The sequence below is a fragment of the Actinomycetota bacterium genome, assembly GCA_030776625.1.
Lineage (GTDB): Bacteria > Actinomycetota > CADDZG01 > CADDZG01 > WHSQ01 > MB1-2.
Window position 1 is genome coordinate 1 of record JALYHL010000008.1, and the last position, 15,073, is coordinate 15,073.

15 protein-coding genes are annotated in these 15,073 nt (G+C 65.5%); 10 read left to right on the top strand and 5 right to left on the bottom strand.

Going from position 1 to position 15,073, the window contains the following annotated elements:
* The coding region (locus M3N53_12330; GenBank protein MDP9069114.1) for a cadherin-like domain-containing protein at positions 1 to 2,060 on the top strand (2,060 nt) is incomplete at its 5' end.
* A 50-nt stretch (positions 2,061 to 2,110) separates the two neighbouring features.
* Here the strand turns inward: M3N53_12330 and M3N53_12335 are convergent.
* Positions 2,111 to 2,644 (bottom strand): hypothetical protein, encoded by a 534-nt coding sequence (locus M3N53_12335; protein MDP9069115.1) that lies wholly within the window; start codon positions 2,642 to 2,644, stop codon positions 2,111 to 2,113.
* Positions 2,641 to 3,216 (bottom strand): hypothetical protein, encoded by a 576-nt coding sequence (locus tag M3N53_12340; protein MDP9069116.1) that lies wholly within the window; start codon positions 3,214 to 3,216, stop codon positions 2,641 to 2,643. The genes M3N53_12335 and M3N53_12340 overlap by 4 nt, the downstream gene beginning before the upstream one ends.
* A gap of 206 nt (positions 3,217 to 3,422) precedes the next feature.
* Here M3N53_12340 and M3N53_12345 point away from each other — a divergent pair, with 206 nt between their 5' ends.
* From M3N53_12345 to M3N53_12360, 4 genes are read left to right on the top strand one after another with little or no spacing between them, the layout of a single operon-like run.
* Positions 3,423 to 3,989 carry a Uma2 family endonuclease gene (locus M3N53_12345; GenBank protein ID MDP9069117.1) on the top strand — a complete coding sequence of 189 codons (567 nt, stop codon included), beginning with the start codon at positions 3,423 to 3,425 and terminating at the stop codon, positions 3,987 to 3,989.
* Complete coding sequence (locus M3N53_12350; GenBank protein MDP9069118.1) at positions 3,986 to 5,299, top strand: UDP-glucose/GDP-mannose dehydrogenase family protein; 1,314 nt, start codon at positions 3,986 to 3,988, stop codon at positions 5,297 to 5,299. Before M3N53_12345 ends, M3N53_12350 begins: the two co-directional genes overlap by 4 nt.
* Positions 5,292 to 6,227: an SDR family oxidoreductase gene (locus M3N53_12355; protein MDP9069119.1), complete on the top strand. Its 936-nt coding sequence runs from the start codon at positions 5,292 to 5,294 to the stop codon at positions 6,225 to 6,227. The genes M3N53_12350 and M3N53_12355 overlap by 8 nt, the downstream gene beginning before the upstream one ends.
* Positions 6,155 to 7,195, top strand: a complete 1,041-nt coding sequence (locus M3N53_12360) for a GDP-mannose 4,6-dehydratase (protein ID MDP9069120.1) — start codon at positions 6,155 to 6,157, stop codon at positions 7,193 to 7,195. Before M3N53_12355 ends, M3N53_12360 begins: the two co-directional genes overlap by 73 nt.
* Here the strand turns inward: M3N53_12360 and M3N53_12365 are convergent.
* Positions 7,192 to 8,508, bottom strand: coding sequence for a nucleotide sugar dehydrogenase (locus M3N53_12365; GenBank protein ID MDP9069121.1), 1,317 nt, complete (start codon positions 8,506 to 8,508; stop codon positions 7,192 to 7,194). The two genes, M3N53_12360 and M3N53_12365, sit on opposite strands and share 4 nt — an antisense overlap.
* 106 nt (positions 8,509 to 8,614) lie before the next feature.
* On the opposite strand from M3N53_12365, the gene M3N53_12370 reads away from it, so the two are divergent.
* Complete coding sequence (locus M3N53_12370) at positions 8,615 to 9,226, top strand: hypothetical protein (protein ID MDP9069122.1); 612 nt, start codon at positions 8,615 to 8,617, stop codon at positions 9,224 to 9,226.
* A gap of 16 nt (positions 9,227 to 9,242) precedes the next feature.
* On the opposite strand, the gene M3N53_12375 is transcribed toward M3N53_12370, so the two are convergent.
* The gene (locus M3N53_12375; protein MDP9069123.1) at positions 9,243 to 9,467 is read right to left on the bottom strand and encodes a hypothetical protein; all 225 of its coding nucleotides are present in this window, start codon (positions 9,465 to 9,467) and stop codon (positions 9,243 to 9,245) included.
* A 59-nt stretch (positions 9,468 to 9,526) separates the two neighbouring features.
* Between M3N53_12375 and larE the strand changes: the two genes are divergently transcribed.
* Together larE and M3N53_12385 are read left to right on the top strand one after the other, a co-directional pair.
* Positions 9,527 to 10,357, top strand: a complete 831-nt coding sequence (gene larE / locus M3N53_12380) for an ATP-dependent sacrificial sulfur transferase LarE (protein MDP9069124.1) — start codon at positions 9,527 to 9,529, stop codon at positions 10,355 to 10,357.
* Between the two features lie 7 nt (positions 10,358 to 10,364).
* A complete protein-coding gene (locus tag M3N53_12385) occupies positions 10,365 to 11,363 on the top strand; it encodes a CvpA family protein (protein ID MDP9069125.1) in 999 nt (332 codons plus the stop codon).
* Between the two features lie 13 nt (positions 11,364 to 11,376).
* On the opposite strand, the gene M3N53_12390 is transcribed toward M3N53_12385, so the two are convergent.
* Complete coding sequence (locus tag M3N53_12390) at positions 11,377 to 12,789, bottom strand: sulfatase (protein MDP9069126.1); 1,413 nt, start codon at positions 12,787 to 12,789, stop codon at positions 11,377 to 11,379.
* 506 nt (positions 12,790 to 13,295) lie between these two features.
* Here M3N53_12390 and M3N53_12395 point away from each other — a divergent pair.
* Complete coding sequence (locus M3N53_12395; GenBank protein MDP9069127.1) at positions 13,296 to 14,291, top strand: ATP-binding cassette domain-containing protein; 996 nt, start codon at positions 13,296 to 13,298, stop codon at positions 14,289 to 14,291.
* Positions 14,292 to 14,335: 44 nt separating this feature from the next.
* Entirely contained in the window at positions 14,336 to 15,067 is a 732-nt protein-coding gene (locus M3N53_12400) for an ABC transporter permease (GenBank protein MDP9069128.1), read from the top strand.
* Positions 15,068 to 15,073 lie beyond the last annotated feature (6 nt).

Sequence of the window (15,073 nt, forward strand, 5' to 3'; positions counted from 1 at the left end):
CGGCTTCCGGCTCGGGCGCCACTCCCGAGGGAGGCACCTTCTCGTGCTCGGGCACCTCTTGCACCTACACGCCTCCCGCCAACTTCTCGGGCAGCGACTCCTTCGACTACACCGTCTCCGACGGCACCGAGACCGACACCGGCACCGTCAGTGTGACCGTCAACCCGGTCAATGACGGCCCGACCTGCTCGAACGAGTCCGGCACGACGCCGGAAGGCTTCCAACTGTCTGATTCGGTCGTCTGCTCCGATCAGGAAGCCGACTCGCTCACCTACAGCAAAGCCTCCAACCCCAGCCACGGCTCGCTGACTTTCAACAGCGACGGCACCTTCACCTACACGCCCGACGCCAACTACAACGGCCCCGACAGCTTCACCTTCAAGGCTAACGACGGCACCGCGAGCTCCAACGTCGCCACGTACTCGATCACCGTCAGCGCGGGCAACGATGCGCCTACCGCAGCCGACGACTCCGCCTCCACCGACGAGGACACTTCGACGTCGATCGACGTCACCGACAACGACACCGATGTCGACGAGGTCGACAACCTCACTGCTTCGGGATCCGGCGCCACCGATCAAGGCGGCACCTTCTCGTGCTCGAATGATTCCTGCAGCTACACCCCGCCCACGAACTTCTCGGGCACCGACTCCTTCGGCTACACGGTCTCCGACGGCAACGGCGGATCGGACACAGGCACGGTGACAATGACTGTCGACCGGGTCAACGACGGGCCCGATGCAGTCGATGACACCGACTCCACGTCGGAGGACAACGCGGTGGTGACAGTGGTTGTGGCCACCGACACCGATGAAGACGATGACGACCTGGTCATTACGGCCTTCACGCAGGGGGCGTACGGCTGGGTTACGTGTGACTCCGCGGGCGGTACCTGCACCTACACCCCGGTCACGAACTTCAACGGCAGCGACAGCTACACCTACACGATCTCCGATGACGACTACAGCGACACCGCCACGGTGACGATCAGCGTCGCCGCGGTCAACGATGCTCCGGTCGTCTCCGACGATGCTGCCTCGACCGACGAGGACACCTCGGTTGCAGTGAACGTGCTGGCCAACGACAGCGATATCGACCGAGACGACCTCGACATCTCCTCCTACACCGGCTCCGGCGCGGGCTCGGTGCTCTGCGACAGCGAGAGCGGTGACTGCACCTACACCCCGGCCCCTAACTTCTCGGGCACCGACTCTTTCGACTACACCGTCTCCGACGGCAACGGCGGCAGTGACACCGGGACCGTCACCGTCACGGTGAATGCGGTGGACGACGGTCAGCCGGGAGGGAGCACGAACCCTCCACCGGGAGAGACTCCCCCGCCGCCCGGAGAGACTCCCCCGCCGCCCGGAGAGACTCCCCCGCCGCCCGGAGAGACTCCCCCTCCCGCGGGAGACACGACTCCTCCGTCGGCCCAAGCCGCGGCCGACACCACAATCATCTCTCCGAACGGAGATGGGCGGTTGGACGCGGTGCACGTGGATGGTTCGTTCGACGAGACCACGACGTGGCGCTTCACGATCACTCCAGCGGGAGCGAGTGCGTCTAGCGACTCCGGACCGATCTTCACCAGGACTGGCGTCGGCCACGAGATCGATGTGGAGTGGGATGGGAGGTCATCATCCGGACGGGTGGTGCCGGACGGTGAGTACGTATGGCGCATCGAGGGGCAAGACGTCGCAGGTAACGATATGGCGCCTGTGTCCGGGTACATCGAGGTCGATCGCACCGCCGTCGTCTTCAGTGGGATCGAAGCCGATCCGAACCCGTTCCACCTGAAGGAACAGGATGTCACGGCGATCCGCTACAGCGTCGCGGAAGCCGCTCGCGTGAGGGTGAAGATCAAGAAGCGTGGCCGCATCGTTAGGGCCTTCAAGGTGCATCGGTTCTTGGAAGAGGGTTCTGCGGTTCTGGTCTGGAGCGGCCGCAACCGTCACGGCGAGCGGGTGCGAAGTGGACGCTACGTCGTCGTGCTGAGAGCCACGGACCTCGCGAAGAACGTGACGGTTAACAGGGCTCTATCGATCTGGGTGAAGCGCTGAAGATCTAGTTCCAGAACACCGTCGGATGTTGTGTCGCCGTAGGTGTTGAGCTAGCAGCGGATGTTGGTGTCCCGGTAGCCGATGCAGAAGACCTTCTTGCCCTTGTAGCAGTAGCCGGTGACGGCGGCGTCTCCGTTGATCCGCGTGTTCGTGTAGGCGCAGCAGTCGTAGATCGTTCGGATGCGACCATTACAGCAGCGCGACCAACCGCCGCCCTGCGCCGGATCTCGCACGAAGTCGTATCTCTTCTTCACGACCTCTTCGCACATCTTGCGGCGGCGCTGCGTGCGCGACGTGTAGATGTCGCCCTTGTCGTCGACTGGGTAGCCGTGCTTCGGGTGCAGCGGATAGCCGTACTTGTCGACGCGCGAGTGCGGCGAGTACGGGTGAGGGCACGAGCCGGTCGTGTAGGTGTGACCACAGATGTGATACGCCTCGGCCCTCTCGGGCCTCAAAGCAACACCAACCAATGAACCGCCCACGACCGCCACGAAGCCGGACCCCACCTTCGCCAGGAAGGAGCGCCGTCCCGTCCGCTGGGCGAGGGCGCGCGACGCGCGTTCGGTGAAGGTCTCCTCGGTCAACTCGCCTGGACCCCCGGATGCAGACCTTCAGTTGCGCGCCGGTGCGCGGTGTCGATCAGGCCTTCGATCTGCTCGAGGTTGTTCACCGTTCCCTTCGCCGCGACCGTCCCGGAGTTATCCAGCACCACCACGTACGGCGTCCCCGGCACCTCGTACGCCTGCGCGACCGCAATACCGGGAACGACCGGAGCCGACAGTTGCTTGTTCTTGAAGGTCAGGCGCGTCTCTTCCTCGTCCACATCCGTGATGACGTATGGCGTCAGTTTCCCCGCGTGAGCAACGGCCGGGACCGCGGGAAGGACCTGCTCGCACACGTAGCACCCGGGTGACACGAACATCAGAAGTTGATCGGCGGCGCCGACGACCACAGGCCTCCCCGTCATGTCGTGCGTTGGGATGCTGATCGCCGGTGCTCCGAGCGCAGGTCCTTCGTCGTCCATCTCCAGCGCGCCTCGTGGTCCCAGGCGCATATGGAGCGTGCCGATCTGTCGAGCTAGGGCCACGACGACGAGGCACAGCACCAGGACCAAGATCCACAGCGTGACGTACGAGACCGCCCACCAACCGTCCAATCGAGCTCCTTTATCTGGGGGCCCAGGTTATCGGTCATCAGGGTCAGAGTCGGGCACGCCGCCGTCCCCCGACGCCCATTTAGAAGCCTCTGTCGATAAGCGCGGTCGCGGGAACGCATCTTCGCCGCGTCAGCAGAGTCGGGCCAGCCTGAGGCTTGTCGTACCCTCTGCCTAGCATCCGGCGCCATGACACCAGGAGGTGAGACATGGCGGTCGAGCCGCGGCGGCTCTTTACCTACACAGACCTGCAGGCCTTCCCGGAGGACAACCTCCGGCGGGAGATCATCGACGGCGAGCTGTTCGTGACGGCCGCGCCCCGGATAAGACACCAGCGGGTGGTCGCAACGTTGACGTATCTGCTGGGCGCTTACAGCCGGGAACGGGGGGGAGAGGTATTCCCGGCTCCCACAGATGTCTTCTTCACGGACACGAACGTCGTCGAGCCCGACGTGCTGTTCGTGCGCGGCGATCACCTCGACCGCCTAGGGGATCGCTTTGTACGTTCCGCCCCCGACCTCGTGGTCGAAATCTCTTCACCATCGACCCGCAAGCTCGAGCTGGTCCGCAAACGCGAGCTCTACGAGCGTTTCGGTGTTCCCGAGTATTGGTACGTGGACCTAGACGTGGACCTGGTCCACATCTACCGCCTTAGTGAGGGCTACGGCCTCGCTCGGATCGTGGGACGGGGCGAAACCATCGAGGCCATGTCCCTGCCCGGCCTCGTGGTCCGAGTCGACGATCTACTCGGCCCCCCGGAGGACGACGATTCATGAAGCTGGCGGTTGTCGGGACCGGACATATCGGGCTGGTGATCTGCACGACGATGGCTGCCATCGGCCACGAGGTCGTGGGTGTCGACTCCGATCCCGAGAAGATCGCCTCTCTCGAGCAGCGGCGCTCCCCTTTCTACGAGCCGGGTCTGCAAGACCTCCTCGAGCAGGAGCTGGATTCGGGCCGGCTGTCGTTCACCTCTGACATCTCACGCGCCGCCCCCGGAGCAGAGGCCGTGTTCATCTGCGTCGGAACGCCGCCGCGAGCGAGCGGCGAGGCCAGCCTGGTCGCGGTCGAGAAGGCGGCCGCTTCGGCGGCTCGGGCCGCGACCCGGCGGATGGTGATCATCGAGAAGTCCACGGTTCCCGCGGGTACTTCCGTGCGGGTGAAACGCACGCTGGCGCGCGAGCGCCCGGATCTAGAGGGCCAGATCGAGGTCGCCTCGAACCCGGAGTTCCTGCGGGAGGGCAAGGCGGTGGAGGACTCCCTGAACCCCGAGCGGATCCTGGTCGGTGCCGAAACAGATTGGGCCTTCGAGGTCCTGCGCCGGGTGTACGAGCCCCTGACCTCGCGGGGCATCCCCCTCATCGAGACCGATATCCAGACCGCGGAGCTCGCCAAGCACGCGTGCAACGCGTTCCTGGCCCTCAAGATCTCGTACGCGAACGCGCTCGCGGTGATGTGCGAGAAGGCGGGAGCAGACGTGGTGGCGATCGCGCAGGTGATGGGGACCGACTCGCGCATCAGCCCCGCTTTCCTGAATGCGGGTCTCGGATACGGCGGCTACTGCTTTCCCAAGGACCTACAGGCGTTCGAGCGTCTGGCGCACAAGCTCGGGTACGACTTCGCCCTCCTTAAGGAGGTCGAGCGGATCAACGAGCAAGCCGTCGACGCCGCTGTTCACAAGGTGACCGATGCGCTCTGGAACCTCGAAGACAAGAAGGTGACGCTGCTGGGCCTCGCGTTCAAGCCGGAGACCGACGACGTCCGGTTCGCGCCCGCTCTCGCGGTCGCTCGGCGTCTTCTGGCGGAGGGTGCGCGCGTGGTGGGCTGGGATCCCGAAGCGGGTGGCCCCGCCAAGGCCGAGGTGCCTGACCTCGAGGTCGCCTCAGATGTTTTCGACGCTCTCGAGGGCGCGCATTGCGCGGTTGTGTGCACCGAATGGAACGAGATCAGGTCGATCGACCTGGCCAGGGTGAAAGACGCCATGGCGTATCCGGTGATCGTCGACGGCCGGAACGTGTTCGAGCCGGCGCAGATGGCGCAGTTGGGCTTCACCTACTACCCGACCGGACGCCCCCCCGTTGCCTAGAGCGCTCGTCACCGGCGGCGCGGGCTTCCTCGGCTCCCATCTCTGCGACCGCCTCATCAAAGAGGGCTGGGAGGTCGTGTGTTTCGACAACCTCATCACGGGCGCGGAAGACAACCTCGCCCATCTGACCGATCACCTGAGCTTCAGCTTCGAGAACCGGAACGTGATCGAGCACCTCGACGTCGATGGCGCCGTCGACTGGGTCATGCACCTCGCGTCGCCCGCGTCGCCACCGGATTACTTCGAGCACCCGATCCACACGATGAAGGTCAACTCGATCGGCACCATGAACGCGCTGGGCCTCGCGAAGGCCAAGGGTGCGAAGTTCTTCCTCACCTCCACGTCCGAGGCTTACGGAGACCCGCTGGTGCATCCGCAACCCGAGTCCTACTGGGGAAACGTGAACCCGGTCGGTCCGCGCGGCGTGTACGACGAGGGCAAGCGGTTCGCCGAGGCGATGACGATGGCGTACCACCGCGAGCACGGTGTCGACGTGCGCATCGTTCGTATCTTCAACACCTATGGATCACGCATGCGGCGTCGTGACGGCAGGGCGGTGCCGAACTTCATCGACCAGGCCCTCAAGGGCGAGCAGCTAACGGTGCACGGAGATGGCTCGCAGACCCGATCGCTCTGCTACGTGGACGACGAGATCGAGGGCTTCTGGCGCTTCATCAACTCCGATCACACCGGTCCGATGAACATCGGGAACCCGCACGAGGTGACGATCCTGAAGCTCGCCGAGACGATCGCGAAGCTGGCCGGGAGCGGCGCGGACGTGACCTACATGGAACGGCCTGTGGACGATCCCGAGGTGAGGTGTCCCGACATCGGGCTCGCCCGACGGGTGCTGGGGTGGCAACCACAGGTGTCGCTGGAAGACGGGCTCCAGCGGACGATCGACTGGGCCCGGACGGCCTGGCTTTGAACTTCCTGCTGACGGGTGCGGCGGGCTTCATCGGCAGTCATGTCGCGGACGCGTTGCTGGCAGAGGGTCACGCGGTGGTCGGGGTAGACAACCTCGACCCTTATTACGACGTCGCGCGCAAGGAGGCGAACCTCGAAGAGATCGACGCCGCGGATCACGCCGGGACCTTCGACTTCCATCGCACAGACATCCGCGACCGAGGAGAGATCGCAGCCCTCTTCTCGGACCGCACGTTCGATTCGGTCGTGCATCTGGCGGCGATGGCCGGGGTGCGCAACTCGATTGACCATCCCGACGTGTACTGGTCGGTGAACCTCGACGGCACCCGGAACCTCTTGGAGAACCTCGTCACGTCGGGGGGACCGAAGAACTTCGTGTTCGCCAGCACCTCGTCCGTATACGGCGCGACGGAACAGATCCCGTTCGTCGAATCGGATCCGTGCGACCGCCCCATGGTTCCGTACTCGGCCTCCAAACGCGCGGCCGAACTGATGGGCTACAGCTACCACAACCTCTACGACGTGAACTTCACGGCCGTGCGCTTCTTCACCGTGTACGGGCCGAGAGGACGGCCCGACATGATGGCGTTCAAGGTCCTCGACAGCATCTACAACGGCACGACGGTGCCGCTCAACAACGGTGGGGACATGTCACGCGACTGGACCTTCATCTCCGACATCGTGTCGGGAGTCGTCGCGGCCGCGCTGCGGCCGTCGGGATACCAGGTGGTGAACCTCGGACGCGGGGAGCCCGTGAGCCTCAGCGACTTCGTGGCGATGATCGAGAAAGCGGTGGGCAAGAGCGCGCATTTCGAGGATGCCCCGATCCCGCAGGGAGACATCAAGTCCACCCATGCGGACGTTTCCCGGGCGCGCCGGTTGCTCGACTACGACCCGGAGGTGTCGGTGGAGGAAGGCGTGCAGCGCTTCGTGGACTGGTACCGCAGCGCGGTCGCGCAGGAAGCCTAGAGCCGGCTCACCTTGTCAGAGGGGTGCCGGATCGCCCGGCAGCAGTCGAAGATGGTGGACGCCTGCTCCTCCACCAGCTGCCAGTCCACGCCGGTCTGTGGGATGAGGATCACGACGACGTCCTGAGCCGCCAACATCTCTGCGTCGAGCGGAACGGACTGGAGCGCGGTTCCCCCAACCTCCACCTCCGGCACGAGAGGGTCGTGGTAGGTGACTCTCGCACCTCGTTTCTGCAGCAGCGAGATCACGCGCAGCCCCGCCGACTCACGCACGTCCTCGGAACCTCCCTTGTACGCGACCCCGATGCAGAGGACGTTCGCGCCCCTGATCGACTTGTCTTTGTCGTTCAGGAGCTGCCCCACGCGATCCAGCACGTAGCGCGGCATCTCGGAGTTGATCGACTGAGCCAACTCGACGAATCGGATCTCGTGGTCGCGGTACTGGCGCACCTTCCACGAGAGGTAGGAGGGGTCGAGCGGGATGCAGTGACCGCCCCAGCCGGGGCTCGGCCAGAACGGCATGAACCCGAACGGCTTCGTCGAAGCGGCCTCGATGGCCTCCCAGATGTCGATCCCCATCTCGTGTGAGTACAGCGCGAGCTCGTTCACCAGCGCGATGTTTATGTGGCGGTAGATGTTCTCGATCAGCTTCGCCATCTCCGCCTCGCGGGTGCCGGACACCGTCACGACCTTCGGAACGACCTGCTCGTACAGAGCGGCCGCGGCTCGCGTGGAAGCCTCGTTCATCCCGCCGACCACCTTCGGGATGTCGGCGAAGTCGTAGACCGGGTTACCGGGATCGATCCTCTCGGGCGAGAAGGCTAGGAAGAAGTCCTCGCCGGCCTTCAGACCTCCGGCCTCGAGCAGCGGTTGCAGCAGCTCCTCCGTCGTCCCGGGATACGTGGTGCTCTCCAGCACGAAGAGGCTCCCGGGCTTGATCACCTGACCGAGCGACTCCCCTGCGAACACGACGTTCGACAGGTCCGGCGCCCCCTTCGCGAGAGGCGTTGGGACGCACACGATCACGGCGTCGGCGTCGCTGAGGGGGCCGAACGACGTGGTCGCGGAGAAGCGACCGGACGAGACGGCGGTTTGCACCCGCTCGTTTGGGATCTCCCTGAGGTGGGAACCACCGCTGTTGATCGTCTCGACCTTCTCTTCACGCAGCTCGATCCCGGCCACGCGGAAACCGGCCTCTGCGAACGTGAGCGCGACGGGCAAGCCGACGTAGCCGAGCCCGACCACGCCGATCAGCGCGTCCTTCCCCTCGATCCGCCGCAGTAGCTCGGCGAGATGTTGCTGCGCGTTTGGCATGACAAAGAGGCTAACTTCCCGGGCCCGCACCGGCATCCGAGCCTTCGGCGTCGGCTCGATGCGGCCGGACCGCGGTGGCCGGTACGACCCGTAGGATTCGCCGTCCATGCAGAAGAGATCCCTGTGGCTGGCTGCCGCAGCCAGCGCTGTGGCCGTCGCGATCCCACTGCTGGCGACGGCGAGCCACCTGGACGTTCCCGACGGCAACGACACCCGCGGCCTCCTCGACGTGCGGCGGGTGGATCTATCGGGGTCCGAGCGGCCGACCTGGCACGTCATCACCTTCACCGACTGGACCGTCGGGCGCGTGTTCGACAGGGGCTACTTCCTCGTCCGGCTCGACACCTTCGGGACCGCGCGCTACGACTACTACGCGCTGGTGTGGTCGAACGGGTACCGGATGAGGGCGAACCTGTTTCGTGATCCGCAGAGGAGGCGCGACTACAACGTCGCAACGCTGACGGCGTGGCACCCGACGGCGTCCAGCATCAAGGTCCGGATCCCGCTTCGGACGATGCGGATCGGAAAGGACCGGCTCGACTACACCTGGCAGATAGAGACGCTGTTCAGCAGCAAGAACTGCCCGCGCGTCTGCATCGACCAGGTGCCCGATCGGATGGGCGTGGCGGAGCCGATACCGGGCCGCGCTTCGCCGTTGCCGACGACGAGCGCTACACCGACGCTCACGCCGAGCCCGACGTCCACTACGACGCCTTAGATCCTGGTCCGGCTCCTCACGGCGGCATCGTCCAGATGTCTCGGGCGGGGCGCATCGAGTCGACCCTCGCGTTCCGCACGCCGCGGAGAGCTGCCCTCCGCAGGTTGCGCACGATCAGGCGTGACACCACCACCCACATGATCGACACGACGATCAGCATCACGCACGCCATCGTCAGCGATGGGTCGCTGAGGAACTCGTTGAGGCGGTCGCCTCTCTGGGCGAGCTCGATCATGTCCATGGCTGAGGAGGATATTCGTCCAGGCTGTACCACCACCTGCTGCCTGAGAAGATGACGTGGTGGATACCTCCCTCATCGACAAGCGCGACCGTCTCCATCGGGTCCTGGAGACCATGGAGAGGGTGCTGATCGGCTACTCGGGCGGCGTCGACTCCACGTTCCTGATGGCTTCCGCGCACGAGGCGCTGGGCGACCGTGCCTGGGCCGTAACCGCAGTGTCACCGTCTCTTGCCCGCCGCGAGTTGGACGAGGCGCGTTCGATCGCCCGTCGCTTCGGGTGGAACCACGAGACCGTCCGGACCCGCGAGGTGTCGCAGGAGGAGTACGCGCGCAACGACTCGGACCGCTGCTATCACTGCAAAGTCGAGTTGTTCGAGGTCCTCGCACCTAAGGCACGCACGCTGCACGCTGAGATCGCGGTGGGGACCAACACCGACGACCTTGGCGACTACCGGCCGGGGCTGCGAGCTGCCCGCGAACGCGGTGTACGAGCACCGCTGGTCGAGGCGGAGCTGTCCAAAGCGGACGTGCGCGAGTTGTCCGGCTCGCTGGGTCTTCCCACCGCCGACAAGCCTTCCTCCCCCTGTCTCGCTTCCCGTTTCGCCTACGGCGTCCGCGTTACCGCCGAAGGTCTGCGACGCGTCGAGCGAGCCGAGGAGATCGTCCGCTCGCACGGGTTCGACGTCTTGCGCGTGCGCGATCACGGCGACCTTGCTCGGATCGAGGTGCCGGTGGAAGACGTTCCTCGCGCTGCCGCGCTGCAGGACGAGATCTTCCCCGCTCTCCGGGCGCTGGGGTTCCGCTATGTGACCCTTGACCTCGCCGGCTTTCGCTCCGGCTCGCTGAATGCGGTGCTTCAGCCGCCGCACATCGGTTCTCCACCCGAGTAAACGCTCGATGCAACGCGGGCTGGTCGTAGATGCGCTGGTCGCGACCATCCTGTTGTTCGCGCTGTATCGGGGCTGGCGGCACGGCTCGCTGCGCGAGATGGCGGGGCTGCTCGGTCTTGCTGCGGGCATCCTCGTGGCGCCGCTGTTGGTTGGCCCGCTGGCAGCGCTGCTCGAGCGCGTGTCGGCGCTTCAGCTCAACGTCGCGCGGCTGATCGCCCTCCTCGCGACGATCGCGGTGGTCGAACTGGTCGTGGTCGTGATCGCGATCCGCAAGACGAGAGGAATCCAGATCTCCGGCCCGCGCTGGCTCGACGGGAGCGGCGGCGTCGTGATCGCGACCTTCCGGGCAATCACGATCGCGTCGTTGTTCCTCTACGGGATGCTCGCGGTCTCCGCGGGGAACCGCGACCTGCCGGGATTCACCGAGGCCGTCATCACCTCCGCGAGCGGGGGCGTTCTCGCGGAGCCTTCGTCTCCCTTCACCAGCTTCTACGACGGCCTCATCGCGCGCTCCGACGATCTTCGGGCTCTCACGTTGTGGGTTCGGCAGCAGACCAGATTCCGCGAGAGCGTTCCGACGGACAGCGTCCGGTTCACGGCCGCTACGGAAGGATTAGCCGTGGACCATGCCGCAGAACGACGGTTGCTGGAGCTGATGAACGACGAACGCGTTGCTCAGGGCCTCGAGCCGCTTCGGTGGTGTGAAGCGTGCGCCGATGTCGCGCGCGGTCACTCCCGGGATATGTACGAGGAGGGCTATTTCTCACACGTCGACGCTGCCGGCCGCGACCCCTTCGAGCGCATGCGGAAGGCGAACATCCGCTACGCCGCCGCAGGAGAGAACCTCGCGATCGCGCCATCCGTTGTGGAGGCGCACGAAGGTCTGCTCGCGTCGCCGGACCACCGCGCCAACATCTTGCGCTCGGAGTTCGACGAGGTGGGGATCGGGATCTACGACGGCCCGTATGGCCTCATGTGCACGGAGGTGTTCCGCACTTCACCTTGACCTGCGGGCGGACTCACTGTGAGAGGGGTGCGCCCGACATCGTGCAGGATCGGCCGCGGCAACGCTTCCCGCGTTCCACCGCCCGCTCGAACAGATCCAGGAGGGGAGCGGGTGGATCGTTCAGCCCATCCGCGTCAGCTAGCAGGTTCACGAGTTGGGCAGGGTCCCGTAGCAGGTCGTAGTACTCGCGGAACACCTCGACGCCCGACTCCGAGTAGTACTCGATGTACTGCTCGGTATGCGTGAGAACGGCGGCCCAGCTCGGAAGCCGGCCCGGCCTCCCGAAGTCGCTCTCGTACTCGAGGAAAAGCATGCGTCTCTGCTCGTCCGCCAGCAGAGAGAGCCCATCCAGCGGCTTCTTCCGCGAGACTCCCGCGGCCTCGAGAACCGTCGGCGTGATGTCTACGTTGGCGGCGAGGCGCGTGTCCGTCGCGCCGGCAGCGAAATGTTGCGGCCACCGCACGAAAAGAGGCACCTCGATAGACGGGAGGTACGGCTGCCTCTTGTTACCAAGGCCATGCTCCCCCCAGAGAAAGCCGTTGTCGGACATGAATATGGCGAGGGTGTTCTCCGCCTCGCCGACGGCGTCCAGCTTCGTCATGACCCGGTCGACCATGTCGTTCACCGACATCAACGTGCGCATCTGCCCCCGGTAGCGCCACTCGGTCCTCTTGAGAGGGACGAGGCGGTGGTTCGCGACCCAAGGCGGTTTGTCGCTGAGGTCCTCCTCGCCCTCTGAAGGATCAGGTATCCGTTCCGGTAGCGGCGCGTCCTTGTACGCGCGCTCCGGGGTGAACGGTGCATGAGGTGCGAGCGGCGCGACGTAGAGGAACCACGGCTCGCGCTCTCGTGACGCGTCTTCGACGAAGTTCGTCGCCCTGTCCGAGATGAAGTGCGTGGCGTAACCAGGGACGACCTTCTCGCGGCCGCCGATGCCGAATCGGGCGTTCTCATATGCGTGTGAGCTGATCGCCCAGCGATCGAAGTGTCGTGGCGCGCGATCGCGCGGCCACTTGTTGAAGTACTTGCCGAACATCGCGGTGCGGTAACCGGCGCGCTGCAGGTACGCGGGAAGAGTGCCGGCGAAGTTCAGATGCTTGACGGCATCGAGGCCGTTCTGACGAACCCCGTGATTGTGCGGGTAGCGCCCCGTCAGGATGGACGCGCGGGAGGGGCAGCAGAGCGGAGTGGTGGCATACGTGTTGGTGAACTCGGTGCCTTGCTCGCCGAACCACCTGCGCACGGCGGGCAGGACGGCCATCGTCCCCTGCGCACGCTGGTCATCCGTCACGAACAAGAGGATGTTCGGGCGCTCCTCGTCTGCGGGCGGCACCGGTGGGCGCGCCTTCGACACGCCCGACGCACCGACAAGGAGCTGGGCGAGCAAGGTGAAGCAGACGACGATCCCCGCGAACGTCTTCGCCACGTTCCACTCCTTGCCTCACTGGAAGGGCCACACCTTAGAGGTGCGTAACCCCTGGTGACCACAGAGACGTCGCAGCGCGCGCGAACGCTGCATCGGGGGGGAACTGGAGGAGGAGCGGGATCGATACCGGGCGGAAAAAGGTTCGGCCCCCGGGTGTTCCGGGGGCCGAGTTCTCCTTAAAGCGTGCAGATCTAGAAGATCATCTGCAGGACGACGATCAGGCCGATCACGGCCAGCACGGTCCATACGAGTCCCATCTGCGTCCCCCCCTTTCAGCGGCGGGTCGAGCTCTTACAGCCATCCTTCCCAGAGGGGACGCGTCGAAACGCTCCGCCACCGCTCGGTGACGCTATGTGGTGATTTGTACCCGGTTGACACTCCCGAGACCCGTGCGATACAAAGGTTGACGACGCAACTAACGACGTAACCATGGTCGGCGCGGCCCACCATGGCGACCTGCGAATACCTCGGCTCACACGAGCCCTCCGGAGCTTAGGAAGAGGAGAATGCGCGCCGGCACCATCCAGCACCCCATCCAGGCACACGGTCTCAAGCGTCGTTTTGGGAAGATCGACGCCGTCTTCGGGATCGATCTACGGATCGCACAGGGAGAGATCTTCGGCTTCCTCGGCCCCAACGGCGCCGGTAAGTCCACCACCGTAAGGATGCTCACCACGCTCCTCCTGCCGAGCGACGGGACGGCTTCTGTAGCCGGGCACGACGTCGTGAAGGAGGCCGACCGCGTCCGCCGGGCGATCGGCGTTGCCCTCCAGGATGCAGCGATCGATCCGTTGATGACCGGACGCGAGCTCATCAACCTGCAGGCAACGCTCCATGGGATCCCGAAGGCCGACGCGAAGAGCAAGGGTGACCAGCTCCTGGAGCGCGTCGGCCTCACCGCCGCGGCCGACCGCCGCGTCGGCACTTACTCGGGCGGGATGCGCCGCCGCCTGGATCTCGCGCTGTCTTTGATCCACGAGCCCAAGGTCCTTTTCCTGGACGAGCCGACGACCGGGCTCGACCCGAACAGCCGGCAGGCGATCTGGGACGAGGTCCGCACCTTGAACCGCGAGGGAACCACCGTCTTCCTGACCACGCAGTACATGGAGGAGGCAGATCAGCTCGCCGGGCGTATCGCGATCATCGACAACGGGTTGATCGTGGCAGAGGGCACTCCCGCGCAGCTGAAGGCGAAGGTGGGCGATCCGACGTTGCAGGTCGCGCTGGATTCGGCCGCCGACGGGCTTGCCGCGGAGACCGTTCTGCTGAGGTTCGGTGAGGCCGTGCCCGCTCCCGAGCGCAGCGTCGCGACGCGGCTGCCCGGTGGGGCCGAGCAGGTCCCCGCGGTGGTGCGGGCGCTGGACGAGGCGGGGATCAAGGTGAGCGGGCTGGAGCTCCACAACCCGACGCTGGATGACGTGTTCCACCAGGTGACGGGGCGTCGTCTGGAGGGCGCCGACACAGCCGCGGCGGTGGCAGAGCAGGCCGAGGTCTCGGCTTGAGCGCAACGGCGGCGCATTATGCGGCTTTCAGCCGACGCTCGATCGTGAACACGGTTCGGCAGCCGATCGCGATCATCCCGTCGCTCACGTTCCCGCTCATCTTCCTCGCGTTGAACTCTGCGGCTCTGGCGGAATCGATCCGGCTGCCGGGCTTCCCTACGGTGGATTCCTTCCTTCAATTCATGATCGCTACCACGATCATCCAAGGAGGGCTGTTCGCGGCGATCGCGGCGGGCGCCGACATGGCAACGGACATCGAGGGCGGCTTCTTCGATCGACTGATCGCGACTCCGGTCTCGAGGATGTCGATCCTCGTTGGCCGCGTGGCGGGCTCTTTCTTGCTCGCGTTCGTTCAGGCGTTCTTGTTCTTCGGGATCGCGACACCCTTCGGACTGGAGGTCGAGGGCGGTTTCGCCGGCATGCTTGGGGTCGCGCTCATCTCTGCCGTCGCCGGCGCCGGCGTCGGTGCGATCTCGGTTGCCATCGGACTGAAGAGCGGCTCGACCGAGGTGGTGCAGGGGAGCTTCCCGCTCATCTTCGTCTCGTTGTTCCTGTCGAGCGCGTTCTTCCCCCGCTCGCTGATGGATGGGTGGTTCAAGAGCGTGGCCGACATCAACCCGTTGTCCCACATGATCGAGGGCGCGCGTTCGCTCGTGATCCGCGGCTGGGACGTAGCGGAGTTCGCGACGGCTCTCACGATAGCGAGCGGCATCTTTGTGCTCGGCATCCTGGTCTCGGCCCGTGCTCTGCGAGTCCGGCTCGCGGACAAGGCGTAGGAGGCA

Coding starts and splice junctions, on each gene's coding strand:
- M3N53_12350 (MDP9069118.1), top strand. CDS start 3,986: ATGAAGCTGGCGGTTGTCGGGACCGGACATATCGGGCTGGTGATCTGC.
- M3N53_12365 (MDP9069121.1), bottom strand. CDS start 8,508: ATGCCAAACGCGCAGCAACATCTCGCCGAGCTACTGCGGCGGATCGAG.
- M3N53_12345 (MDP9069117.1), top strand. CDS start 3,423: ATGGCGGTCGAGCCGCGGCGGCTCTTTACCTACACAGACCTGCAGGCC.
- M3N53_12395 (MDP9069127.1), top strand. CDS start 13,296: ATGCGCGCCGGCACCATCCAGCACCCCATCCAGGCACACGGTCTCAAG.
- M3N53_12370 (MDP9069122.1), top strand. CDS start 8,615: ATGCAGAAGAGATCCCTGTGGCTGGCTGCCGCAGCCAGCGCTGTGGCC.
- M3N53_12375 (MDP9069123.1), bottom strand. CDS start 9,467: ATGGACATGATCGAGCTCGCCCAGAGAGGCGACCGCCTCAACGAGTTC.
- M3N53_12385 (MDP9069125.1), top strand. CDS start 10,365: ATGCAACGCGGGCTGGTCGTAGATGCGCTGGTCGCGACCATCCTGTTG.